Origin of the sequence: Sphingomonas quercus (assembly GCF_018863195.1) — a bacterium.
GTDB classification, from domain to species: Bacteria; Pseudomonadota; Alphaproteobacteria; order Sphingomonadales; family Sphingomonadaceae; genus Solisphingomonas; species Solisphingomonas quercus.
Genome location: NZ_JAHKRT010000005.1, coordinates 278879 through 302187 on the forward strand (window position 1 = coordinate 278879; position 23309 = coordinate 302187).

General features: G+C 69.4%; 22 protein-coding genes. 9 read left to right on the forward strand and 13 right to left on the reverse strand.

Annotated elements, in window-relative coordinates:
* Window positions 1-35 precede the first annotated feature (35 nt).
* The 8 genes from KOF26_RS11525 (at window position 36) to KOF26_RS11560 (ending at window position 6116) form a co-directional block, all read left to right on the forward strand.
* A complete protein-coding gene (locus KOF26_RS11525) occupies window positions 36-680 on the forward strand; it encodes a nicotinate-nucleotide adenylyltransferase (protein ID WP_216324813.1) in 645 nt (214 codons plus the stop codon).
* A 12-nt stretch (window positions 681-692) separates the two neighbouring features.
* A complete protein-coding gene (rsfS, locus tag KOF26_RS17490) occupies window positions 693-1199 on the forward strand; it encodes a ribosome silencing factor (protein ID WP_216324817.1) in 507 nt (168 codons plus the stop codon).
* Window positions 1200-1202: 3 nt separating this feature from the next.
* Window positions 1203-1625, forward strand: a complete 423-nt coding sequence (locus KOF26_RS11535) for a 23S rRNA (pseudouridine(1915)-N(3))-methyltransferase RlmH (protein ID WP_216324820.1) — start codon at window positions 1203-1205, stop codon at window positions 1623-1625.
* A 274-nt stretch (window positions 1626-1899) separates the two neighbouring features.
* Complete coding sequence (locus KOF26_RS11540) at window positions 1900-3042, forward strand: murein hydrolase activator EnvC family protein (protein ID WP_216324823.1); 1143 nt, start codon at window positions 1900-1902, stop codon at window positions 3040-3042.
* A gap of 38 nt (window positions 3043-3080) precedes the next feature.
* Window positions 3081-4448 (forward strand): S41 family peptidase, encoded by a 1368-nt coding sequence (locus KOF26_RS11545; RefSeq protein ID WP_216324825.1) that lies wholly within the window; start codon window positions 3081-3083, stop codon window positions 4446-4448.
* Between the two features lie 17 nt (window positions 4449-4465).
* Window positions 4466-4948 (forward strand): disulfide bond formation protein B, encoded by a 483-nt coding sequence (locus KOF26_RS11550; RefSeq protein WP_216324829.1) that lies wholly within the window; start codon window positions 4466-4468, stop codon window positions 4946-4948.
* Window positions 4945-5475, forward strand: a complete 531-nt coding sequence (locus tag KOF26_RS11555; RefSeq protein WP_216324832.1) for a demethoxyubiquinone hydroxylase family protein — start codon at window positions 4945-4947, stop codon at window positions 5473-5475. The genes KOF26_RS11550 and KOF26_RS11555 overlap by 4 nt, the downstream gene beginning before the upstream one ends.
* Before the next feature lie 170 nt (window positions 5476-5645).
* On the forward strand, window positions 5646-6116 hold the full coding sequence (locus tag KOF26_RS11560) for a GNAT family N-acetyltransferase (RefSeq protein ID WP_216324835.1): 471 nt from the start codon (window positions 5646-5648) through the stop codon (window positions 6114-6116).
* A 48-nt stretch (window positions 6117-6164) separates the two neighbouring features.
* Here KOF26_RS11560 and KOF26_RS11565 read toward each other — a convergent pair whose 3' ends face one another.
* The 6 genes from KOF26_RS11565 to KOF26_RS11590 all read right to left on the reverse strand — a co-directional run bounded on the left by KOF26_RS11565 (window position 6165) and on the right by KOF26_RS11590 (window position 12224).
* Window positions 6165-6707: a DsrE family protein gene (locus KOF26_RS11565; protein WP_216324838.1), complete on the reverse strand. Its 543-nt coding sequence runs from the start codon at window positions 6705-6707 to the stop codon at window positions 6165-6167.
* Window positions 6708-6778: 71 nt separating this feature from the next.
* Complete coding sequence (gene mmsB, locus KOF26_RS11570; protein WP_216324935.1) at window positions 6779-7672, reverse strand: 3-hydroxyisobutyrate dehydrogenase; 894 nt, start codon at window positions 7670-7672, stop codon at window positions 6779-6781.
* 62 nt (window positions 7673-7734) lie between these two features.
* Entirely contained in the window at window positions 7735-8511 is a 777-nt protein-coding gene (locus tag KOF26_RS11575) for an enoyl-CoA hydratase (RefSeq protein ID WP_216324842.1), read from the reverse strand.
* 20 nt (window positions 8512-8531) lie between these two features.
* Window positions 8532-9575, reverse strand: coding sequence for an enoyl-CoA hydratase/isomerase family protein (locus KOF26_RS11580; RefSeq protein WP_216324845.1), 1044 nt, complete (start codon window positions 9573-9575; stop codon window positions 8532-8534).
* Complete coding sequence (locus KOF26_RS11585; RefSeq protein WP_216324848.1) at window positions 9572-10717, reverse strand: acyl-CoA dehydrogenase family protein; 1146 nt, start codon at window positions 10715-10717, stop codon at window positions 9572-9574. Before KOF26_RS11585 ends, KOF26_RS11580 begins: the two co-directional genes overlap by 4 nt.
* 7 nt (window positions 10718-10724) lie before the next feature.
* Window positions 10725-12224 (reverse strand): CoA-acylating methylmalonate-semialdehyde dehydrogenase, encoded by a 1500-nt coding sequence (locus tag KOF26_RS11590; protein WP_253201377.1) that lies wholly within the window; start codon window positions 12222-12224, stop codon window positions 10725-10727.
* Between the two features lie 83 nt (window positions 12225-12307).
* Here KOF26_RS11590 and KOF26_RS11595 point away from each other — a divergent pair, with 83 nt between their 5' ends.
* Entirely contained in the window at window positions 12308-13216 is a 909-nt protein-coding gene (locus KOF26_RS11595) for a LysR family transcriptional regulator (RefSeq protein ID WP_216324853.1), read from the forward strand.
* On the opposite strand, the gene KOF26_RS11600 is transcribed toward KOF26_RS11595, so the two are convergent.
* The 7 genes from KOF26_RS11600 to KOF26_RS11630 form a co-directional block, all read right to left on the reverse strand.
* Window positions 13211-14566: a sensor histidine kinase gene (locus tag KOF26_RS11600; RefSeq protein WP_253201355.1), complete on the reverse strand. Its 1356-nt coding sequence runs from the start codon at window positions 14564-14566 to the stop codon at window positions 13211-13213. The two genes, KOF26_RS11595 and KOF26_RS11600, sit on opposite strands and share 6 nt — an antisense overlap.
* Window positions 14566-15267: a response regulator gene (locus KOF26_RS11605; RefSeq protein ID WP_216324856.1), complete on the reverse strand. Its 702-nt coding sequence runs from the start codon at window positions 15265-15267 to the stop codon at window positions 14566-14568. The genes KOF26_RS11600 and KOF26_RS11605 overlap by 1 nt, the downstream gene beginning before the upstream one ends.
* Window positions 15264-16472, reverse strand: a complete 1209-nt coding sequence (locus KOF26_RS11610) for an ABC transporter permease (RefSeq protein WP_216324858.1) — start codon at window positions 16470-16472, stop codon at window positions 15264-15266. Before KOF26_RS11610 ends, KOF26_RS11605 begins: the two co-directional genes overlap by 4 nt.
* Entirely contained in the window at window positions 16472-17191 is a 720-nt protein-coding gene (locus KOF26_RS11615; protein ID WP_216324860.1) for an ABC transporter ATP-binding protein, read from the reverse strand. The genes KOF26_RS11610 and KOF26_RS11615 overlap by 1 nt, the downstream gene beginning before the upstream one ends.
* Complete coding sequence (locus tag KOF26_RS11620) at window positions 17188-18615, reverse strand: efflux RND transporter periplasmic adaptor subunit (protein WP_216324862.1); 1428 nt, start codon at window positions 18613-18615, stop codon at window positions 17188-17190. Before KOF26_RS11620 ends, KOF26_RS11615 begins: the two co-directional genes overlap by 4 nt.
* Window positions 18612-20102, reverse strand: coding sequence for an efflux transporter outer membrane subunit (locus KOF26_RS11625; RefSeq protein WP_216324864.1), 1491 nt, complete (start codon window positions 20100-20102; stop codon window positions 18612-18614). Before KOF26_RS11625 ends, KOF26_RS11620 begins: the two co-directional genes overlap by 4 nt.
* Before the next feature lie 82 nt (window positions 20103-20184).
* Window positions 20185-23307, reverse strand: coding sequence for an efflux RND transporter permease subunit (locus KOF26_RS11630; protein WP_216324867.1), 3123 nt, complete (start codon window positions 23305-23307; stop codon window positions 20185-20187).
* Window positions 23308-23309: the final 2 nt, after the last annotated feature.

A 23309-nucleotide genomic window follows, 5' to 3' on the forward strand; every position in this document is an offset into this window, starting at 1 on the left:
GGGCGAGCGGATAAGCGTGCGAGGGTCCTCTTCTGATGCCCCGCCGCATCGGCCTGCTCGGCGGCTCGTTCAATCCTGCCCATCGTGGCCACCGCCATATCAGCCTGCTCGCCCTCGACGCGCTCGGCCTGGACGAAGTGTGGTGGCTGGTGTCGCCCGGCAATCCGCTGAAGCCGGACAAGGGGATGGCGCCGCTTTCCGCCCGACTCGCCTCGGCCCGGCGGGTGGCGGCGAGAGCCCCGATCCGGGTGACGGCCATCGAGTCCCGCCTGGGCACGCGCTACACCGCCGACACGCTCACAGCACTCCGCCGTCTTTTCCCGCGCGAGGCGTTCATCTGGCTGATGGGGGCGGACAATCTTGCCCAGTTCCACCGCTGGCAGCACTGGCGGCGCATTGCCCGGACGATGCCGATTGCCGTGATCGCCCGTCCGGGGTATGAAGGGGCGGCCCGCTTCGCGCCTGCGACGGGCTGGTTCAGGCGTTTCGTCCGCCCGCCGGACCGTGCGAAGAACTGGACGCAGTGGAGTTTGCCGGCGCTCGTGCTGTTGCGCTTGCCCCTTGATCGGAGTTCCGCGACGCAGCTGCGCGCCACCGATCCTGACTGGCATCTCCACGCCCCCACCCCCATCTTCCACGACGTCGTCACGCGAAGACGCGTCATCCCCCCGCCACTCTGAACCGGAGGTTCCTTGCCCGCTCCCCTCGCCGCTGCCCCCAACCGGGCCCGCTCTCCCTCAGACGCCGTCGAGGCGCTCCACCGCACGGTGCTGCAGTCGCTCGATGATGATCAGGCGGTGGAAACCGTCTCCATCCCGCTGGCGGGCAAATCCAGCATCGCGGATCACATGGTGATCGCCAGCGGTCGCTCGACGCGGCAGGTGGCCTCGATGGCCAGCAAGCTCGCCGAGAAGATCAAGGCCGAGACGGGCCGCTCTCCGCGGGTCGAGGGGTTGCCGACGGCCGACTGGGTGCTGCTCGATGCCGGCGACGTCATCGTCCACCTGTTCCGCCCGGAAGTGCGCAGCTTCTATAATCTCGAGCGGATGTGGGCGTTCGACGAGGGCAACGCCCCCGTCGCCGAAGCCCCCTCGCCCGAGGCGCCCGGCGGTCCGGACCTCGGCGACGATCCCGAGGCGGTTGCCGATCCCGCCTATGATCCGGACGCGCCGGACCCGGATGAAGACGCGGCTGGCTGACGCTTGCTGCTCCACATCGTCGCGCGCGGCCGGATCGGGCGAGGGCCTGAGGCGGAGCTGGTCGATCGCTATCTGAAGCGCATCACCTGGCCGACGCGCGTGACGGAGCTGCCCGACACCGGCGGTCGCATGCCGCCGCGCGCGCCCGGCACGATCCTCGTCGCGCTCGATGAAAAGGGCGCCCAGCTCGCCTCGCTCGGGTTCGCCGAGCGACTCGGCCGGTGGCGGGACGACGGCGTGCGGGAGTGCCGCTTCCTGATCGGCGCCGCCGACGGCCATGGCGCGGCCTTGCGCGCCGAGGCCGACCTGCTCCTCGCCTATGGTGCCGCCACCTGGCCGCACCTGCTGGCGCGCGCCATGCTCGCCGAGCAGCTCTGGCGGGCGACGAGCATATTGGCCGGACACCCCTATCACCGCGAGGGATGAGGCGGAGCTTTCCGAACCGACGGCGCCGTTACCCCGGTCGAAGGATCGAGGAGCTCAGGCGCCAGCCGCGCCTCCCGCGTCCGTGGAGAGATGGATGCTGAACCGAGTTCAGCATGACGGGTAGGTCGGGCACACGCCCGCCCCATCCCCCTCGTCACCCCGGACCTGTTCCGGGGTCCACGCGGCCGCGATCTCAGGCGGCTGTGGCGGCATGATCACTCATCAAGTTCAGCATGACGGCGTGAATCGCGCGATCTAAGCTGGAGGCGACCCGATGCGCGCACTCCTCCCCCTTCTCCTCCTCTCGACCGCCGCGCTCGCGCAGGACGATCCCGCCACGCTGAACCGGCAGGCGGCCGCCGCCGAGGCGCAGGCCGGGAGGATCGAGGCAGACGCCGCGCGCGTCCATGCCGAGGCCGACCGCGCCCTTGACGAGGCCGGCCGCCTCGCCGCCCAGGTCTCCACGGCACAGGCCCATGCCGATGCCGCGCGTGCCGAGGTCGAGCGGCTGGACCGGCTGCGCGCCGCCCAGCGCGCCCGTCTCGCCGCGCGTCAGGCGCCGATCGCGCGCCTCGGCGCGGCGCTGGAGGTGATGGCGCGGCGGCCAGAGCCGCTCTTGTTCGTCAGCCCCGGCTCGGCCGCCGATATCGTCCACACCAAATTAGCGCTCGACGCCGCCCGCCCGGCAATCGCTGCGCGGACCGCCGCTCTACGCGCCGAGATCGCCGCGGGTGAGCGGCTGCGCGGGGCCGCGACACGGGCCGTCGCCGCGCGGGACGACGCCGTCGCCCAACTCTCCCGGGATCGGACGGCCCTGCTCCGCTTCGCCGAGGCCCAGCGCACCGAGGCCGCCGGGCTCGTCGACGCGGCGCTGCGCGAATCCGATCGCGCGCTGGCGCTCAGTGCCGATGCCGGTCAGGCCCGGGAGGATCGCGCGCAGGCGGCAATGGCCAATGCCGAAGCCCGCGCCCTCGCCATGCTCCCCGCCCCCGCTCCGCTCGACGAGGCAACGGCGCCGCGTGGCAGCGGCTGGGCCTTGCCGGTCGCCGGCCGGCTGGTCACCGGCTTCGGCGCCCTCGACGGCGGCGCGCGCAGCCGCGGCATCGTTCTAGCGGCCACGCGCGGCGCGGTGGTGCGCGCGCCGGCGGTGGGCAGCGTCGCCTTCGCCGGCGCCTTCAGGGATTATGGCCGCGTCGTCATCCTCAATCACCCGGGCGGCTGGACGACGCTCATCGCCGGCCTCGCCGATATCGACGTCGCGCAGGGCGGGTCCGCCGCCGCCGGCGCGCGGCTGGGCACCGCCGGGGCGCGGATCATGATCGAGGTGCGCAGCGGCGGCGTGCCGGTGGATGTCGCCGCGCTGGCCGCCCAAGGCGGCTGGCGCACGCCGCTTCCGCCTTTCCGGCCAATGCTGTAAGCAGGGTCCGATATCGTACCCGGAGCCTGTCGAGTCCCATGGCCAAGCCTATCTACCGCACCCTCGGCCTCCTTCTTGCCGGCGCGGCGGTGCCCACCGCCCTGATCCCGATCGCCTCGCAGGTGACGGCGGCGGTGGACGCCAGCACCTACAACGAACTCGATCAGTTCATGAACGTGTTCGAGAAGGTGCGCGCCGATTATGTCGACAAGGTCGACGACAAGACGCTGATCAAAGGCGCCATCGACGGCATGCTCGCCAGCCTCGATCCGCACAGCTCCTATCTCGACGCGCGCGACTTCCAGAACATGAAGACGACGACCGACGGCGCTTATGGCGGCCTCGGCCTTACCGTGCAGATGGAGGATGGCGCGGTGAAGGTCGTCACCGCCAGCGAGGATACGCCCGCCTTCCGCGCCGGCATCAAGTCCGGCGACTATATCACCCATCTCGACGGCAAGCTGATCTATGGCGGCAAGCTTGACGAGGCGGTGGATCAGATGCGTGGCCGTCCCGGCACCGCCGTCAAGCTGACGATCGTCCGCCCCGGCCGCGACAAGCCGTTCGACGTCTCCCTGAAGCGCGAGGTGATCTCGCTGCGCCCCGTGAAGTGGGAGGTGAAGGACCGCGTCGGCATCATCAACATCAACGCCTTTTCCAAAAACACCGGTGCCGATACCCGCGCGGCGCTGGTCGGCATCGACAAGGCGTTGGGCGGGCAGCAGCCGCTCGGCTATGTCATCGATCTGCGCTCCAACCCGGGCGGACTGCTCGATCAGGCGATCGAGGTGTCGGACGCCTTCCTCGAGCGTGGCGAGATCGTCTCCCAGCGCGGCCGCGAGAAGGGCGATATCGAGCGTTATTATGCCCGCGCGGGCGACATGTCCCACGGCTTGCCGATCATCGTGCTTGTCGATTCGGGCTCGGCGTCGGCCGCCGAAATCGTCGCCGGCGCGCTGCAGGACCAGCATCGCGCCATCGTGATGGGCGAGCGCAGCTTCGGCAAGGGATCGGTGCAGACGCTGCTGCCGCTCACCGACGACACCGCGCTGCGCCTCACCACTGCGCGCTACTATACGCCGTCGGGGCGCTCCGTGCAGGAGGGCGGCATCACGCCCGACATCGCCGTGCCGCAGCTCACCGACGCGGACTACAAGGACAAGCCTCGCTTCCGCGAAGCCGATCTGCGCCGTCACCTGATCAACGAGGCGAAGGTCGACGACAGCGTGCTGGAGGATGACGGCAAGACGGACCCCCGCTTTGCCGCCACCGCCGACGATCTGAAGAAGAAGGGCGTCGAGGACTATCAGCTCTGGTACGCCCGCCAGACGATTGCCCGCCTCGCCGGCCCGGCAGCCGCGCCGGTGGCGACGGCCAGCGCAGCGCCGCGCCCGCGCTCGCGCTGAGCGGCTCGCCCGCCGCCATGGCCCGTTCACGCACCCTCGCCGCCGCGCGCCTGCTCGCCTTTCTCGTGCCGGCGGCATTGCTTGCCGGCGCGTGGGGTTCGCAGCTGATCGGCGGCCTCTATCCTTGCGAAATGTGCCACTGGCAGCGGTGGCCGCATTATGCCGCGCTGGTCGTCGCCGGCTTCGGCTTCCTGGCGCCACTGCGTCATTCGCGTGGACCGGTGGCGCTGGCGGCGCTGCTGATCCTCGCCTCGGGCCTGATCGGCGTGTTCCACGCCGGTGTCGAATATCATTGGTGGCAAGGCTTCACCCAGTGCAGCGTCAGCGCTGTCGGTGGCTCCAGCGCGGATATCCTCAAGGACATCATGTCGACGCCGCTGATCCGCTGCGATGCGGCGCAGTGGACCTTGTTCGGCGTCTCGCTCGCCGGCTTCAACGCGATCATCTCGATCGCCGCCGCGCTCGGCATTTTCACCCTGCTGCGAAAGGTCGGCCGATGAGCAAGCCCGCTGCCGACGCCCGCGCCCGCGCCGCCATGCTGCGCGTCGATCAGGCCGGCGAATATGGCGCCACCCGCATCTATGCCGGCCAGCTGTCGGTAATGGGCGATCGCTCGCCGATGACGCGGATGATCGCGCGCATGGCCGATCAGGAGGAGCGCCACCGCGCGCATTTCGACGCGATGATGGCGCGGCGGGGCGTGCGGCCGACGCTGCTCCAGCCGTTGTGGGATCGCGCCGGCCACGCGCTCGGCGCGGTAACGGCGCTGATCGGGCCGGAGGCGGCGATGGCCTGCACCGCCGCGATCGAGACGGAAATTGATCGCCATTACGGCCAGCAGCTCGCCGAGCTTGGCGACAGCGATCCGGAGCTTTCCGAGGCCATCGCTGAGTTCCAGGCCGAAGAGGTCGAGCATCGCGACACCGCGCTCGCCGCCGGGGCGGAACGGGCGCCTGCCTATCCGCTGCTCTCCGCCGCGATCCGCCTGGGCTGCCGCGTCGCCATCGGCCTGTCCAAGCGGATCTAGGTTTACAGCGTCGCTTGCCGGCGGCATGGTCGGCCACACTCGACAGGAGATCGCCTTTGCTCACGCCGAACGCTCCCGACCGCTTCCGCGGCCGAGCGTCGGCGTGCGCCGCGCTCGCCGCCTGAAGCGATGCTGGCGCCACGCGTGGCGCCGCCCTTCAATCGAGAGATATGATGATCCTGGAAATGACTGGTGAGGATTTCACCTCACTGCTGCTCGGCCGCGCGCCGAGAGAGCTGACGCTTACCGCCACTACCATCGCCCCGCCCGAGGTGCTGGCCATGCTCGCGGACCTCGCCGCCCGGGTTTCGGAGCAATTCTCGCCCGCAGCCTGGCTGATCGTCGAGGATCACATGCTGGTCGGCCTCTGTTCCGTCACCCGCCCGCCGCAGGACGGCGTGATCGACATTGGCTATGGCATCGCGCCGAGCCACAGGGGGCGCGGCATCGCCTCGCGTGCCGTCGGTGCGATCGCGGCCTGGGCGACGGATGATCGGCGGGTCGCGGCGATCACCGCGGAAACCAGCACCGCCAACTTCGCTTCGCAGGCGGTGCTGACCCGCAACGGCTTCGTCGCGGTCGGCAATCGGCTCGACGAGGAGGACGGCCCGTTGATCTGCTGGCGCCGCCCGACGGGCTGAGTCGCATGGTCGCCGGAGCGGGCCGATGCCCGCTCCGGCGATACGGCTTCAGTCCCCAATCAGCGCGTAGCCGTCATTGACCATGCGGATCATGACGAGCGTGGCGCCTTCGGCAACCTGCGCGTCCTTGATCAGGGCCGAGCGCGGCAGGTCGGTCGCCGCCATGAACTGGCCGCAGACGTAGATTTTCAGCCCCATCTTCACCAGCTGCGCGATCAGCGGCAGGTTGGGATTGGCGACGCCATGCTTGGCGCGATAGGCCTCGTCGGTGAGGATCGCGTCCACCGACGGACCGTGGAAGATCGCCGCGAACTGCATGTTGGCCACCGGCACCTTGCCGAGCGCGAGGCCGTTATACTGGCCGGCGATGCCGACCAGCCGGCCGAGCGGCTTGGCCTTGTCGGCCGGGCCCTTGGTGACGTCGAAGAGCGCCTTGTAGACATGGCGCGGATCGCGCGGCACCGCGACGTCCGGAATCTGGACGTAGCCGGACGTGCCGGTGATCGGCCCGGGCGTCGGCGCCGGCCAGTTCGCCGCCATCGCCGGCGTCGCGGCAACCAGAATCATCGTCGTGCCGATTGCAAAGCGCATCTCTATCCCCCTGGCTGACGCTTGTCGTTGTCGGCCGGAAGGTCGCCGTTATGGGCGTCGATGGCAAGCCCCTAGGCGGGCCGCCATTCCCCGCTGAGCAGGCGGATGATCGCCGAGAAATCCTTGCCGCCGCCGCCGAGCCCGGCGAACATCTGGTAGAGCGCCTCGGCCTGCGCGCCCATCGGTACGCTGGCATTGGCCGATTTGGCAGCGTCGAGCGCGAGCTTGAGGTCCTTCAGCATCAGCGCCGCCTGGAAGCCGCCCTCGAAATCACGATTGGAGGGCGCCGCCGGCACCGGCCCGGGAACGGGGCAATAGCTTGTCATCGACCAGCTCTGGCCCGAAGCCCTGGACGAGATGGCGAAGAACTTCTCCGGGTCGAGGCCAAGCTTTTCGGCCAGCACGAACGCCTCGCAGGTGGCAATCATCGTCGCGCCGAGGATCATGTTGTTGCAGATCTTCGCCGCCTGCCCCGAGCCCGCCTCGCCGGCATGGATCACCGCCTTGCCCATCGCCGACAGGATCGGCTCGGCTCGCGCGAAACCCGCTTCGCTGCCGCCGACCATGAAGGTGAGCGTGCCGGCATCAGCCGCCGCGGTGCCGCCCGAGACCGGCGCGTCGAGCATCGTGAAGCCCGCCCCGGCGGCATCCGCCGCCACTGCGCGGGCGGTGTCGACGTCGATCGTCGAGCAATCGATGAGCAGCGTGTCGGGGCGCGCCGTGCCGAGGATCGTTTCGCGATACAGGCTGGCGACATGCCGGCCGGCGGGAAGCATCGTCACCACCGCGTCGGCGCCCGCCACCGCCTCGCCCGCCGAGCCGGCCGCGATGCAGCCCTTGTCCGCCACCCGCGCCAGCGCGTCGGCAGAGAGATCGAAGGCACGCACCTCATGGCCCCTGGCGGCGAGGTTGGCGGCCATGCCGCCGCCCATATTGCCGACGCCGATAAAGCCGATCACCGCCATTGCGCTCTCCTCATTCATTTAGCCCGAGGCCCCTGCACCGATCGCTTCGAGAGGGTCGTCGCTCACCGCCCCGTGAAATTCCCCGCGCGCTTCTCAACGAAGGCGGCCATGCCTTCCTTCTGGTCCTCGGTGCCGAACAGGCCGTGGAACAGGCGGCGCTCGAAATTGATGCCGGGGGCAAGCGGCAGCTCGAAGGCGGCGTTGACCGCCTCCTTGTTGGCGATCGCCGCGAGCGGCGGCATGGCGGCGATGGCGGCGGCCGTCTTCAATGCCTCGTCGACGAGCGCCGCCGCCGGCACGACACGCGCGACCAGCCCGGCCCGCTCCGCCTCCTCGGCGCCGATCATCCGCCCGGTGAGGCACATCTCCATCGCCTTGGCCTTGCCGACGGCGGCGGCGAGGCGCTGCGAGCCGCCCATGCCCGGCATGACGCCGAGCTTGATCTCCGGCTGGCCGAACCTGGCGGTGTCGGCGGCGAGGATGAAATCAGCCATCATCGCCACTTCGCAGCCGCCGCCGAGCGCATAGCCGGCCACCGCCGCGATCCAGGGCTTGCGCGTTGCCGTCACCTGCTCCCAGCCCTTGAAGTAATTCTCGCCATACATGTCGGCGAACACCTTGGCCTCCATCTCCTTGATGTCGGCGCCGGCGGCGAACGCCTTCTCGCTGCCGGTCAGCACCAGGCAGCGCTGGGCGGGATCGGCATCATAGGCGGCGAACGCGCGGATCAGCTCGCCCAGCACCTGGCTGTTCAGCGCGTTCAGGGCCTGGGGCCGGTTGAGGCGGACGAGCGTGACGGCGTCGCGGCGCTCGACGAGGATGGTTTCGTAATCGGCCATGTCCGGTTTCCTTGAGAGGTTCAGGCGGGGGCCCATTGTCCGCCCTCGGGCGGCGCGAACAGCGCGTCAAGCAGGGCCGGGGTGACCCCCGCCGGCGTCGGCGGGTCCCAGCGCGGGCTGTTATCCTTGTCGACGAGCAGCGCGCGCACGCCCTCGGCGAAATCCGGCCGCGCGCAGACATGGACGGCGAGGCCATATTCCATTGCCATTTCGTCGGCGAAATCGCCCAGGCCGGCGCTACGGCGGAGCAGCTCCAGCGACACTTTGCAGCTTTGCGGGCTCTTGGGGGCGAGCGTCGCCAGCTGCGCCTTGGCCCAGTCCGACCCGTCCGCATCCAGCGCGGCGAGAATCTCCTCATAATTGTCGGACGCGAACAGCCGGTCGATCGCCTCTCGCTGGCCGAGGATGGCGGCGTCGGGCGCGGGCGCGGAGAACTCCTCCAATATCGCCTCGGCACGATCGGGTTGGGCGGCGAGACGAAGCTTCAGGTCGTCGAGATTATCGGACGGCACATAATGGGTGGCGAGCCCGAGCGCGAAACATTCCGCGCCATCCAGCCGCGTGCCGGTCAGCGCCAGATATTGCCCGATCCGCCCCGGCAGCCGCGACAGATACCAGCCGCCGCCGACATCCGGGAACAGGCCGATCGTCGTCTCCGGCATGGCGAGCACGGTCCGCTCCGTCGCCACCCGCCAGCGGCAGGGCAGGCCGATGCCGACGCCGCCGCCCATCGTCACCCCGTCGAGGAAGGAGACGATCGGCGTCATGCTGGTGAACAGCCGATGGTTGAGCCGATATTCGGTGCCGAAGAAATCCGGGCCGAGCGACGGGTCGGCAGCGATCGCGCGCACGTCCCCACCCGCGCAGAAGCCGCGGCCCTGCGCGTGATCGAGCAGGATCAGGCGGATCGCCTCATCCGCCTGCCAGCCGACCAGCGCGTCGAGCATCGTCCGGCACATGGCCGTGGTCAGCGCGTGCAGCGCCTTGGGCCGGTTGAGGCGAATGCGGGCGACGGCGCCGTCGGCCTCGCAGATCACATCCGCGTGGACGGGCAGCTCGCTCATTGCCGGGTCATCTCGCGGGCGATGATCACCCGCATGATCTCGTTCGTGCCCTCGAGGATGCGGTGGACGCGCAGGTCCCGGAAGAAGCGCTCGATCGGGTAATCCTGCAAATAGCCATAGCCGCCATGCAGCTGCAGCGCGCGATCGACCACGGTCATGCCGGTGTCGGTGGCGAGGCGCTTGGCCATTGCGGCGAACTTGGTCTTGTCCGGCGCGCCATCGGTCACCCGGGCGGCGGCGGCGTAGAGCAGCATGCGGGCCGCCTGCAACTCCGTCTCCATATCCGCGAGCTGGAACTGGGTGTTCTGGAAATCGAGGATGCGCTGGCCGAACTGCTTGCGCTCGGCCGTGTAGCGCAGCGCCTCGTCGAGGCAGCGCTGCGCGCCGCCGAGCGAGCAGGCGCCGATGTTGAGCCGCCCGCCGTCGAGCCCGGCCATGGCGAAGCGGAATCCCTCGCCTTCCTTGCCGATGCGGTTGGCCACCGGCACGCGGACATTGTCGAAATTGACCTGGGCGGTCGGCTGGGATCGCCAGCCGAGCTTTCGCTCATTGGCGCCGAAGGAGACGCCGGGCATGTCCCTGTCGATGACCAGCGCCGAAATCCCCTTGGGCCCTTCGTCGCCGGTGCGGGCCATCACCACATAGACATCGTTCGCCCCGGCGCCGGAGATGAACGCCTTGGAGCCGGACACGACATAATCGTCGCCGTCGCGCACCGCCCGCGTGCGTAGCGCCGCGGCATCCGAACCGGAGGAAGGCTCGGTCAGGCAATAGCTGGCGATGCGGTCGCAGCCGATCAGGTCGGGCAGATAACGGCCCTTCAGCTCGTCCGACCCAAAGGTGTCGATCATCCACGACGCCATGTTGTGGATCGAGATGAACGCCGAGGTGGAGGGGCAGCCATAGGCCATCGCCTCCATGATCAGCGCCGCCTCCAGCCGGCCGAGCCCGATGCCGCCAGACGCCTCGGACACGTAGATCGACCCGAAGCCGAGTTCGGCCGCGGCCTTGATCACGTCGCGCGGAAAATGATGCTGCTCGTCCCATTCGCCCGCGAACGGAGTGATCGCGTCGGCGGTGAAGCGCTGCGCCATCTCCTGGATGGCGCGCTGGTCGTCGGTGAGGTCGAACTGGCTGGTCATGGCTGCCTCAGCCCATGGTTGGGATGATGAAGGCGGAATCGCCGGAGGCGGCGCCCTCCGGCCAGCGCTGCGTCACCACCTTGGTCTTGGTGTAGAAGCGCACGCCTTCCATGCCGTACTGGTTGATGTCGCCGAAGCCGGAGCGCTTCCAGCCACCGAAGCTGTGATAGGCCACCGGCACCGGGATCGGCACGTTGATGCCGACCATGCCCACATTGACCCGCCCGACGAACTCGCGGGCGGCGTGGCCGTCGCGGGTGAAGAGGGCAACGCCGTTGCCGTAGCTGTGCTTCGACGGCAGCGCCAACGCCTCCTCGAAGCTCTGCGCGCGGACCATCTGGAGGACGGGGCCGAAAATCTCTTCCTTGTAGGTGCGCATCTCGGGCGTCACCCGGTCGAACAGCGTCGGGCCGACGAAATAGCCGTCCTCATGCCCCTGCAGGCTGAAGCCGCGCCCGTCGACGACCAGCTCCGCGCCCTCGTCCACGCCCATCTGGATGTAGTTCTCGATCTTCGCCTTGTGCTGGGCGGTGACGACCGGGCCGTAATGCGCGTCCGCATCGGTCGACACGCCGATCTTGAGGCCGGCAATCGCCGTCAGCAGCCGCTCACGCAACGCGCCCGCCGTCTTCTCGCCGACCGGCACCACCACGGGCAGCGCCATGCAGCGCTCGCCCGCCGAGCCATAGGCCGCGCCCATGATGTCGCTCACCGCCTGGTCGAGGTCGGCGTCCGGCATGATGATGCCGTGATTCTTGGCCCCGCCCATCGCCTGTACGCGCTTTCCGGCGACCGCGCCGCGCTGGTAGACATAATGGGCGATGTCGGAGGAGCCCACGAAGCTCACCGCCCTGATCTCCGGATGATCGAGGATCGCGTCCACCATCGCCTTGTCGCCATGCACGACCTGCAAGATGCCATCGGGCAGCCCCGCCTCCTTGGCCAGTTCGGCGAGGCGCACCGGCACCGAGGGGTCGCGCTCGGAGGGCTTGAGGATGAAGGCGTTGCCGCAGGCGATGGCCGGGCCGAACATCCACATCGGGATCATCGCCGGGAAGTTGAACGGGGTGATGCCCGCCACCACGCCCAACGGCTGGCGCAGCGAATAGACGTCGATGCCGGGCCCGGCGCCTTGCGTATATTCGCCCTTCAGCATGTGCGGGATGCCGCAGGCGAACTCGATCACCTCGAGGCCGCGCTGGATGTCGCCCTTCGAATCGGCGATGACCTTGCCATGCTCGGAGGAAAGCAGCCGGGCCAGCTCCTCCATATTCTTCTCGACCAACGCCTTGAACGCGAACATCACGCGGGCGCGGCGCTGGGGATTGGTCGCCGCCCAGGCCGGCTGGGCGGCAAGCGCGCCGGCCACCGCGCGATCCAGCTGGGCCTGCGCGCCGAGGCCGACGCGGGCCTGCACCGCGCCGATATTGGGATCGAACACATCGCCCTGCCGGCCATCGTCGCCGGCATGGCTGGCGCCGTCGATGAAGTGGTGAATCGCGCGCAGCCCTTCGGTCATGGCATCCTCCGTTTGTCATGCGGAGCCTGCACCCGCCGCCAACCGCCCCGCAACCATGGACTTTGCAGGTCATGCCTGCATATTTGCAGGCGATGCACTGGGATGACCTGCAATATTTCCTCGCCATCGCGCGCACCGGCCAGCATGGCCGGGCGGCCAGATTGCTGCGCGTCGACGCCACCACCGTCGCCCGGCGGGTGCGCCGGCTGGAGACGGAGATGGGCGCGCGCCTGCTCGAACAGGGCCGCGACGGACAGAGCCTGACCGGGGCCGGCGAGGCGCTGCTCGCCAAGGCCGAGGAGATGGAGCGTATCGCCGGCTCGGTGCACGAGGCGAGCGCGGGTGGTCAGGTCGCCGGCCGCCTGCGGGTCAGCGTGTCGGAAGGCTTCGGCAACGCCTTCGTGGCGCCGCGCCTGGCCGGCTTCGCCAGCGCCTACCCGCGGCTCGCCGTCGATCTCGCGGCCAGTTCGGGCTTTCTCAATCCGTCGCGGCGCGAGACCGACGTCGCGATCCTGATCAGCCGGCCGCGACGTGGGCCGCTGATCACCCGCAAGCTCACCGATTATGCGCTCGGCCTGTACGCGACGCGCGATTATCTCGCCCGCCATGGCCGGCCGGGCGATGCCGCGGCGCTGGGGCGTCACATGCTGATCGGCTATATCCCGGACCTGATCTATTCGCCGGAACTACGTTATCTGGACGAGATCATTCCGGGGCTGGAACCGGCGCTGCGCTCGTCGAGCATCGTCGCCCAGGCGCAACTGACCGCGGCCGGCGCCGGCATCGCCGTGCTGCCGCGGTTCATGGCCGAGACCAATGCCGATCTGGTGCGGGTGCTGCCCGGGCGGACGATCATGCGCACCTTCTGGCTCGTCACCCACAGCGACATGCGCGACGCGCCGCGGGTGCGCGCCTTCGCCGACTGGATGGTGGCGGAAACGGCTGCGGCGCGCGCGCTGCTTACCGGCGAGCCGTTATGATGCCGGTGCGAGGTGCGGCGCGGCCGGGAATTCGGTGGTGACGACGAGGCCGCCGCCGTCGCGATTGGCAGCGGTGACGGTGCCGCCATGCTCCGCGGCGATCGAGCGCGCGATGGCCAGACCGAGACCGATGCCGCCGGTCTGGCGGCTGCGCGACGGATCGCCGCGATTGAACGGGCGGAAGGCGTCGTCGAGCATCGGCTCGGGCAGGCCGGGCCCGCGATCCGCGACCTTCACGCATGCGCGCCCTTCGTCGGCGATGACGGTGATCTCCGCCGATCCGGCATAGGCCAGCGCATTGTCGATGATGTTCTGGAACAATCGCTCCAGCGCGACCGAATCGCCTTCCACCCAGGCCGGGCTGCCCGCCACCGACACCTTGCTGCCCATCTCATGGCAATGGCTGGCGATGCGCTGCACGAGCGCGAGCAGATCGAGCCCTTTCTTCTCGCCGACATGCACGCCGCGCACGAAGCCGATCGTCGCCGCGATCATCGCCCGCATCTGCTCGACGTCGGACTGGACGGGCTTGCGCAGCGCGTCGGGCGCGGTCTCGATGCGGAAGGCGATGCGGGCGAGCGGCGTGCGCAGGTCATGCGCGATGGCGGCGATCATCGCGGTACGCTCGGCGAGCGTCTCGCTCAACCGCAGCTGCATCGCCGTCAGCGCCTGGGCGGCGAGGCGCACCTCGGCCGGCCCGCCCACCGGCACTGCCGGCGCGCGCGGATCATGACCAACACGGTCGGCAGCGGCAGCGAAGCGGCGGATCGGCGACGCCAGCTGGCGCGCGAACAGGAAGGCCAGCGGCAGCACCATCAGCGCCGACAACACGAACCACAGCACGGTACGCTGCTGCCACGGGCTGATCCACGGCTTGTCGGGCGTGCGCACGACGCGCCACACGCCGTCCTTCTGCACGCCGGCCAGCACGGTGTTGAAGAACATCGGTTCGCCGTGGCGGATCGGCACCCCGCTATCGACCTTCTTGAAGCGGAACGGATAGGTCGCCGACTGGTCCGCCTCGTAGAACAGCCGCACGCACGAGACGGGTACGCCGAGCCGCTCCGCCAGCCGGCTGACCATGGAACTGTCGGTTACCATCCCCTCGGTGTCGGCGGTCGGCGCCGAGCGGGTGAGCTGGGTGGCGAGGCGGGGCGTGTCGTCGTCGTCGCGGCCATGGCGCGGCGCGCCGAGCGCCTCGGCAATGTCCCCCATCGGATAGACTTGCGGACGCGGCGGCCGCACCGACACGAACATGGCGATGCTCATCGCCTGCGCGACCAGGAGGCAGGCGAGCACCAGCAGCAGCGTCTGCCAGAAGATCGGGAGCCTGCGCAGCCAGCCGCTCATCATGCGTCCTCGGCCCGCTCGGCGAACATATAGCCCTCGTTGCGGATGGTGCGGATCGGGTCGCCCGGGCCGAGCTTGCGGCGCAGGCGGCTCACCGTCACGTCGATGGCGCGATCGAATATGTCGGCATCCTGTCCCTTGGCGGCGTCGAGCAGCTGGTCACGCGACAGCACGCGCTGCGGACGATCGAGGAACACGGTCAGCACGCGGAATTCGGCATCGGTGAGCTGCGCGTCCGGCTGGCCGGGGCGGGTCAGCGTGCGGCTGATCAGGTCGAGCGTCCAGTTGCCGAAGCGGCGGCGCGGGCCGCCCGTCACCTGCGTCTCGCTCTCGCTGCGGCGGCGGAGCACGGCGCGGATGCGGGCGAGCAGTTCCCGCGGGTTGCAGGGCTTTGGCAGATAATCGTCGGCGCCGACCTCGAGCCCGATAATCCGGTCGAGGTCCTCGCCCATCGCCGACAGCATGATCACGCCCGGCCGGCGCGGCCCGCGCAGCCGGCGGACGATCGACAGCCCGTCCTCGCCCGGCATCATCAGGTCAAGCACGATCAGGTCGACCGGCTGGCGGGCGAGGGCCGCGTCCATCTCCGCGGCGTCGGCGGCGGTCTCCACCTGCAAGCCCTGATCGATGAGGAAGCCGGCGATCAGGTCGCGCAGGTCGGCGTCGTCGTCGACGACAAGCAGGCGTGGCTGGTCGGTCATTCGTGCCTCAGCGCGTCGATGGGGTTGAGCGAGGCGGCACGGCGGGCGGGGAAATAGCCGAAGATCACCCCGATCGCGGCCGAAAAGACGAAGGCCAGCAGGTTGATCTGCACGTCGAAGGAGAAGGGTACGCGCAGCACCGGCGCCAGCGCCAGGCTGGCGGCCAGCGCGATGACGATGCCGATGACCCCGCCGAGGCAGGCCAGCGCCACCGCCTCGACAAGGAACTGCATCATCACCTCGCGCGCGACCGCGCCGATGGCGAGGCGGATGCCGATCTCGCGAGTGCGCTCGGTCACCGAGACGAGCATGATGTTCATGATGCCGATGCCACCGACGAGCAGCGACACCGCCGCCACCGCGCCGAGCAAAGCCGTCAATATCTGGGTGGTGCCGGACAGCGTGTCGGCGATCTGCTTGGTGTCGAAGATGTTGAAATCATCTTCCTTGCCGCCGATGATGCCGCGCCGCTCGCGCAGCAGGGCGGACAGCGATTCCTGCACCGAGCCCGTCTCATAGGCGGGATCGACCGCGACCATGATCACGCGGATGTCGCGGGTGCCGGCGAAGCGGCGCTGCACCGTCTTGATCGGCATCAGCACGACATCGTCCTGATCGTTGCCGAACCCGCCCTGCCCGCGCGTCTGGAGCACGCCGATCACGGTGCAGGTGATGTCCTTGATGCGGAAGCGCTGGCCGATCGGGTCTTCCTGCCGGAAGAGGTTGGTGCGCACTGTATTGCCGAGGATGCATACCGCCTTGCCGGCCTGCTCCTCCGCGCTGGAAAAGGTCCGCCCGGCCGCCATCGGCCATTGCTGGGCAATGAAATAATCGGAGGTGGTGCCATTGATCGTGGTCGACCAGTTGGCGCCTTCGCGCACGGCGGTGCCGGTCGATTGCGCCATCGGCGCGACGGCGGTGACGCCCGCCACCTGATTGCGGATCGCGTCGACGTCCTCGGGCTTGAAATCGGGCGGCTGCGGGCCGCCGCCGCCGCGCCCGAAGCCCTGGCCCGGCCGAACCTGCAGGATGTTCGAACCGAGTGAGGAAATCTGCTCCTGCACCGCGGCCGTCGCGCCATTGCCGAGGGTCACCATCGTCACCACCGCCGCGACGCCGATGACGATACCGAGGATAGTCAGGAAAGACCGCAGCATGTGCCGGCGGATGGCGCGAAAGGCGAGGATGATGGTCGTGCCGAACATCAGCTGCCGACCGCCTGGCCCTGATGATGATGCTGGTCGACGCGCTCGACCAGCCCGTCGCGGAAATGGACGACGGTGCGGGCATAGGCCGCCATGTCCGGCTCGTGCGTGACCATCAGCACGGTGATGCCGGTGGCGTTGAACTCGCTCAGCAGTTCCATGATCTCCAGCGAGCGGGCGGTATCGAGATTGCCGGTCGGCTCATCGGCGAGCAGCACGTCCGGCTGGGTGACGATGGCGCGCGCGATGGCGACGCGCTGCTGCTGACCGCCGGAAAGCTCGCCGGGGGTATGATCCCACCAGTCCTTGAGCCCGACCTTGTCGAGCGCCTGCATCGCGACCTCGCGGCGCTTGTGCTTCTCCTCGCCGCGATAGAGCAGGGGCAGCTCGACATTCTCCAGTGCCGAGGTGCGCGGCAGCAGGTTGAAGCCCTGGAAGACGAAGCCGAAATATTTGCGGCGCAGGAGCGCGCGTTGATCCCGGTCCAGTCGTTCGACATGCACCCCTTTGAACAGGAAGGCGCCGCTCGTCGGCACGTCCAGGCAGCCGAGGATGTTCATCGTCGTCGACTTGCCCGAGCCCGACGGGCCCATCACCGCCACGAAGTCTCCGGCGGCGATGTCGAGGTCGACGCCCTTCAACGCCTGAAAGGCGGCAGGGCCGGAGCCGAAGGTCTTGGTGACGTTGCGGAGCTGGATGATCGGCGCGTCGGCCGTCATGGGCGCCTCCCCTCGCCGCCGCCGCCATTGCCGCCCTGTTGGCCGCTGCCGGGATTGCGCTGGCGGCGCGCGCCCTGCTCGGCGCCGGCGGCGAGCTGGCCGGTGATCACCTGCATGCCGGGGCGCAGCTCGGCGCCGCTCACCTCGGTCTGGGCGCCGTCGGTGTCGCCGACCGTCACCTCCATGCGCTGCGGCTTGCCGTCGGCACCGACGACATAGATGGCGCGCACGCTGCCGCGCCCGATGGTCGCCTCCTTGCCGGCACCGGCGCCGCCACGGCGGGGGCCGCGCGGGATGAGCACGCTCGTCACGCCGCCGGACGCGCCCTGCTGCGCCGGGGCGAAGCGCAGCGCCGCGTTGGGGACGAGCAGCACATTCTTCTTTTCGGCAGTGATGATGTCGGCGGTCGCGGTCATGCCGGGGCGCAAGGTCAGCTCCGGATTGTCGACCGACAGCACCGCGGTATAGGCGATGACGGTGCTCGTCGCCGCCGCCGAGGTGCCGCTGCTCCCGCTGGAGCTGGTCGAGGTCGCGGCCTTGGTGGCGTTGGCGCCGACGTCGACGCGGATGATGCGCGCCGGGAAGCTGCGGCCGGGATAGGCATCGACGGCGAAGGTGGCGCGCTGGCCCTCCTTGACCTGGCCGACATCCGCCTCGTCGACCTTAACCTGCAGCTCCATCTTGGAGAGGTCCTCGGCGATGGTAAACAGCACCGGCGTATTGAACGAGGCGGCAACCGTCTGGCCCGGCTCGACCTGCCGCGACAACACGACGCCGGTCACCGGCGACTTGATCGACGCCTTGGAAAGATTGGTCTGGTTGGAGGAGACCAGCGCCTTGGCCTGCTCAACCGAGGCCTGGGCGGCGCGGACATTGGCCTGGGCGCGGGCATAATCGGCGCGCGCCGTATCCAGCTCCGTCTCGGAAGGCACCTTGCCGCCGGAAAGCTTGTAGACCTCCTCCTGCCGGTTGAGCGTGGCGCGGCTCTGCTGCGCCGTCGCCTGGGCCTGCGCCACCTGCGCCTCGGCGGAAGCGAGCTGCGCCTGGCTCTGCACCAGGGTATCGGTGAGCCGCGAGGTGTCGAGCCGGGCGAGGATCGCGCCCTGGTTCACCCGATCGTTGTTCTGGACGAACACCTGCTCGATCAGGCCCGATTGTTCGGAGCCGACATCCACCTGATTGGTCGGCTGGAGATTGCCGGTCGCCGACACGGTAACGCGCAGGTCGCCCCGCTCCACCGCCTCGGTGGCATAACGCACCGGGCCTTCGCCACCGAACACGCAGCGCGACAGCAGCAGCAGCAGGATCACCACGCCGACCGCGATACTGCCCCATTTCAGCAGGCGCGCCACCGGCGAAGGCGGCGAGCGGCCAAGGAACTCGTCGAGCCCGACGTCGGTCTGGGTGGTTGCCATGTCGTTCATTGGGCCGTCTCGATTAGGGGCGTGACGATATAGGGGCCGGCCGGCGCGGGCGCGGGCGCGGACTGCCAACCGCCGCCAAGGGCGCGATAAAGCTGTACATAGGCGCGCGCCCGATCCGCCCGGGCGGTGGCGCGGCCATCCTGGCTGCTGAGCAGGCTCCGCTCCGATTCGAGCAGGCTCTGGAAGTCGATCAGGCCGGCGCGATACTGGCTGCGCGCGTAAAGCGTGGCGTTGCGGGCCGCCTCGTCGGCCTGGGCGAGCGCCGTCTCGCGCTTCTCCGAGGCGGCGAGCGCGGCATAGGCGTCGTCCACCTCCTCGATGGCGGTCAGCACCGTCGAGCGATAGGTGGCGAAGGCGGTGTCGGCGACGGCGCGCTGGGCGTTGATCCGGGCGCGGATCTGCCCGCCTTGAAAGATCGGCGCGCTGATCGCGCCGACGAGATTGCCGAATGCCTGCGAAGCGGCGTCGCTGAGCGTCGTGCCCGATCCGGTGAAGGAGCCGGTGAGCCGGAGCGCCGGGTAAAGATCGGCCGTCGCCACGCCGATGCGCGCCACTTCGGCGGCAAGCCCGCGCTCGGCGGCGCGGACGTCCGGCCGCCGCTCGATGGTGTCGGCGGGAATGGCGGCGGGCGCGGCATCGCCGGGCACCGGGATAGGCGCATTGTCGGCCATCAGCGTGTTCACCGCGCCGGGCGCCTCGCCGATCAGCACGGCAAGCCGGTTGATCGCATTGGTATAGGCGGATTCCTGAGTGCCGACGCCGGCCGCCGTCTGGGCGCGAAGCTGGCGCGCCTGTTCGAGGTCGAGCGAGGAGACGAGACCCGCCTGGACGCGCCAGCCGACGATCTGCACCGTCTCGTCCTGGCTGGCGAGGTTGTTGCGGGCGATGATCAGCCGCTGCTGCGCCTGCCGCGCGTCGAGATAGGAGGAGCCGACCTCCGCGGCGACCGAAAGCTGCGCGAAATGAAGGTTCTCGCCGGCCTGCTCCAGCGTGGCGCGCGCCGCCTCGACGCCGCGGCGCAGGCGGCCGAACACATCCGCCTCCCACGCGACGTTGGCGGTGCCCTGGAACACGGTGGTGTCGCCGCCGGAGCTGATGACGACGCCGTTGGAGGGATCGACGAAGCTGTTGCTGTCACGCCCGACGCTGCGCGAGATCGAGCCGGAAACCGCGGCGGTCGGCAATTGCGCACCCTGGGCGGCGCGAAGATTGGCGCGCGCCTGCGCGAGCCGCGCGCCCGCCGTGGCGACGTCGAGATTATTGGCGAGCGCCCGCCCGACCAGCCCGGACAGCACCGGATCGTCGAAATTGCGCCACCAGGTGGAAAGGTCCGCGGCAGCCGGCGCATCGGCCGGCTGCGAGGGAAAGGCCTCCGGCACCTTCAGCGTGGCGGCGGACGGCGATCGATAGTCCGGCCCGACGGCGCAGGCGGCCAGCGGCGCCAGCAGCGCTAAGGCGGCCAGACGCACCGGCAGAATCTTGGTCATGGCCCCCGTTCCGACTCTCATCTTGCCGGCATATGTCACGGGTGCAACATCCGCGGCTAGCCCGTGAGGACGCGACAAGGGCTCATTCGGCCGCAGCCGGATCGCTTCCGCGGCCTCGCGACAGCCGCGCCAGAGCCGCCTCCAGCCGCCGCGTCACTGCCTGCGGCGAACCGGTGCGCGCGGCGAATCGGCTGTAGAGCAGCGGGATCAGGAACAGGGTGATGACGGTGGCGATCGACACGCCGAACACGATCACCACGCCGATCGCCGAGCGCGATCCGGCCCCGGCGCCCGTGCTCAGCGCCAGCGGCACCGCGCCCATCACGGTGGCGATCGAGGTCATCAGGATCGGCCGCAGGCGGCGCTGCGCGGCCTGGACGATCGCCTCGCGCACGCCCTGCCCCTCGTCGCGCAGCTGGTTGGCGAACTCGACGATGAGGATGCCGTTCTTGGCGGCGAGGCCGACCAGCATGACGATGCCGATCTGGCTGAACAGGTTGAGCGTCGTGCCCGTCACGGCAAGCCCGATGACCCCGCCGGCCACCGCCAACGGCACGGTGGTGATGATCACGGCGGGATGGATGAAGCTTTCGAACTGGGCGGCGAGCAGCAGGTAGACGACGATGATCGTCAGCCCGAACACCAGCCAGATCGAGCTGCCGGTCTGGCGCAGCGCCTGGCTTTCGCCGCGATAGCCGACCGCGACCACCTCCGGCGACTGGCGTGCCTGATCCTCGAGGAAGGCCAGCGCGCGGCCCAGCGGATAGCCGGGCGCGAGGCCACCCTGGAGCGTGATCGCGCGCATCTTGTTGAAGCGGCCGAGCTCGCGCGCGGAGGCTGCCTCGCGCGTCCTGACGAGATTGGCGAGCGGCACCAGCGCGCCGGTCCGCGAGCGGACATAGACGCTGCCGAGCCGCGTCGTATTGTCGCGCCCTTCGGCCTCGGCCTGCACCATGACGCGATATTCCTCGCCATTCTCGACATAGGTCGACACCCGGCGCGACCCCATCAGGGTCTGCAACGCCTGGCTGACATCGTCCACCGACACGCCGAGGTCGCCGGCGCGCTGGGTGTCGACGTCGATCAGCATCTGCGGCTTGGATTCGACATAATCGGCGTCGAGATTGACGATGCCCGGATTTTCCTTGGCGGCCGCGAGGATACGATCGCGGGCGCGGGCCAGATCCTCGTAATTGAGTCCGGCAATGACGAAATTGATCGGCTGGCCGCGGCCGCGCCCGAGTGAGGACGGCGCCGAGGCATTGCCGCGCATCGCCGTCAGCGTCCCGAGCGAGCGGTTGATGTCACGCAGCGCGTCGCTGGTCGTGCGCGTGCGCCTCTCCCAGTCGACGAGATAGACGGTGAAGCCGACATTGTTGAAATCGTCGCTGCCGAACTGCCCGGGCACGCGGGTGATGACGCCGCGCAGATTGTCCGGCCCGATCATCGGCAGCAGCTTCGCCTCGGCTTCCTGGCCATAGCGGCTGAGCGCGTCGAAGCCGGTGCCTTCGGGCGCGTTGAGACGGATCTGGACCTGGCCGGTATCCTCCTGCGGCGCCAGCTCGCTGTCGAGCGTCGTGAACAGCCAGCCCGCCGAAGCGAGCAGAGCGAGGGTGACGAGGATCGGCAGCAGCGGCCGGCGCAGCGTGTGGTTGAGCGCGCGACCGAAGGCGCGTTCCAGACCGCCGAGCCCGGCGTCGATATGCCGGGCCAGCCAGCCGCGATTCTCGTGGCGCAGCAGCTTGGAGCAGAGCATCGGCGCGAGGCTGAGCGCGAGGAAGCCGGAAAAGGCGATGGCGCCGATCATCGCCACCGCCAGCTCGCGGAACAACAGCCCGGTCTGGCCGGAAATGAACATCACCGGCACGAACACCGCGCACACCACCAGCGTCGTCGAGACCACCGCGAAGCCGACCTGCCGCGTGCCGAGATAGGCGGCGACGAGCGGCGGCTCGCCCTGTTCGATGCGATGATAGATATTCTCGAGGACGACGATCGCGTCGTCGACGACGAGGCCGATCGCCAGCACCAGGGCCAGCAGGGTGAGCAGGTTGATCGAATAGCCGAAGATCCACAGCACCGCGAAACTGGACAGCAGGCAGATCGGCACGGTGACGGCGGGGATCAGCGTCGCGCGCCAGCTGCCGAGGAACAGGAAGATGACGAGCACGACCAGCACCGCCGCCTCGCCCAGCGTATGCCACACGCCCTTGATGGCGCGATCGATGAACAGCGAGGTGTCGGCGCCGACGGTCAGCGTCATGCCGGCGGGCAGATCGGGCGCCAGTTCGGCGGCGAGGTCCTTGGCCGCCTGCACCACCGCCAGCGTGTTCGCGCCCGACTGGCGGATGATGCCCATGCCGACGCCGGTCTGGCCGTTGAAATGATAGGTGCTGTAGGGATTCTCGGGGCCTGGCTCGACGCGGGCAACATCGCCCAGCCGCACCAGATAGCCGTCCGCGCCGCGCCCGACGACGAGGGTGCGGAACTCCTCCGGCGTGGTGAAGCCGCGATTGACGCGCAGCGACACATTCTGGCTGGTCGTTTCGACACGACCGGCCGGCAGCTCGACATTCTGGGTGCGCAGCGCCGTCTCGACGTCGCGCGGCGTCAGGCGAAAGGCGGCGAGACGCGCGGTGTTCAGCCAGACCCGCATCGACGGCTGGGCGGCGCCGACGAGCTGCACCTGCGCGACGCCGTCGATGGTCGAGAAACGGTCGGCGAGGACGCGATTGATATAGTCGGTCAGCTTCAGCTTGGACCAGCCCTCGGCGCGGACGTTGAGGTACATCACGGCGGCGGCATCGGCGTCGATCTTGCGCACCTCCGGTGCCAGCGCCTCCTCGGGCAAGTCGTCGGCGGCGCCCGACACGCGGTCACGCACGTCGTTGGCGGCGCCGTCGATGTCGCGGCCGGCGCGGAACTCGATGGTGATGTCGGAGCGGCCGTCCGACGAGCGCGAGATGATCGTCTCGATGCCCTCGACGCCGGCCAGCCTTTCCTCGAGCGGCTGGGTGATGCGGTTCTCGACGACGCTGGCGGCGGCGCCGGTATAGGTCGTCTGCACCGAGACGACCGGCGGGTCGGTGTCCGGATATTCGCGCACCGACAGGCTGAGAAAGCCGACGATGCCGATGATCGTCAGCATGATCGCGCCCACCGCCGCCACCACCGGCCGCCTCACCGAGAGATCGGAGATCATCATCG

Bases quoted from the DNA above. Each gene is read 5' to 3' on its own strand.
- KOF26_RS11540 (WP_216324823.1), top strand. From the start codon at position 1,900: ATGCGCGCACTCCTCCCCCTTCTCCTCCTCTCGACCGCCGCGCTCGCG.
- KOF26_RS11580 (WP_216324845.1), bottom strand. From the start codon at position 9,575: ATGAGCGAGCTGCCCGTCCACGCGGATGTGATCTGCGAGGCCGACGGC.
- KOF26_RS11620 (WP_216324862.1), bottom strand. From the start codon at position 18,615: ATGAACGACATGGCAACCACCCAGACCGACGTCGGGCTCGACGAGTTC.
- KOF26_RS11605 (WP_216324856.1), bottom strand. From the start codon at position 15,267: ATGACCGACCAGCCACGCCTGCTTGTCGTCGACGACGACGCCGACCTG.
- mmsB (WP_216324935.1), bottom strand. From the start codon at position 7,672: ATGGCGGTGATCGGCTTTATCGGCGTCGGCAATATGGGCGGCGGCATG.
- KOF26_RS11550 (WP_216324829.1), top strand. From the start codon at position 4,466: ATGGCCCGTTCACGCACCCTCGCCGCCGCGCGCCTGCTCGCCTTTCTC.
- KOF26_RS11560 (WP_216324835.1), top strand. From the start codon at position 5,646: ATGATGATCCTGGAAATGACTGGTGAGGATTTCACCTCACTGCTGCTC.
- KOF26_RS11625 (WP_216324864.1), bottom strand. From the start codon at position 20,102: ATGACCAAGATTCTGCCGGTGCGTCTGGCCGCCTTAGCGCTGCTGGCG.
- KOF26_RS11575 (WP_216324842.1), bottom strand. From the start codon at position 8,511: ATGGCCGATTACGAAACCATCCTCGTCGAGCGCCGCGACGCCGTCACG.
- KOF26_RS11615 (WP_216324860.1), bottom strand. From the start codon at position 17,191: ATGACGGCCGACGCGCCGATCATCCAGCTCCGCAACGTCACCAAGACC.
- KOF26_RS11555 (WP_216324832.1), top strand. From the start codon at position 4,945: ATGAGCAAGCCCGCTGCCGACGCCCGCGCCCGCGCCGCCATGCTGCGC.
- KOF26_RS11630 (WP_216324867.1), bottom strand. From the start codon at position 23,307: ATGATGATCTCCGATCTCTCGGTGAGGCGGCCGGTGGTGGCGGCGGTG.
- KOF26_RS11600 (WP_253201355.1), bottom strand. From the start codon at position 14,566: ATGAGCGGCTGGCTGCGCAGGCTCCCGATCTTCTGGCAGACGCTGCTG.
- KOF26_RS11595 (WP_216324853.1), top strand. From the start codon at position 12,308: ATGCCTGCATATTTGCAGGCGATGCACTGGGATGACCTGCAATATTTC.
- KOF26_RS11585 (WP_216324848.1), bottom strand. From the start codon at position 10,717: ATGACCAGCCAGTTCGACCTCACCGACGACCAGCGCGCCATCCAGGAG.
- KOF26_RS11565 (WP_216324838.1), bottom strand. From the start codon at position 6,707: ATGCGCTTTGCAATCGGCACGACGATGATTCTGGTTGCCGCGACGCCG.
- KOF26_RS11525 (WP_216324813.1), top strand. From the start codon at position 36: ATGCCCCGCCGCATCGGCCTGCTCGGCGGCTCGTTCAATCCTGCCCAT.
- KOF26_RS11545 (WP_216324825.1), top strand. From the start codon at position 3,081: ATGGCCAAGCCTATCTACCGCACCCTCGGCCTCCTTCTTGCCGGCGCG.
- KOF26_RS11610 (WP_216324858.1), bottom strand. From the start codon at position 16,472: ATGTTCGGCACGACCATCATCCTCGCCTTTCGCGCCATCCGCCGGCAC.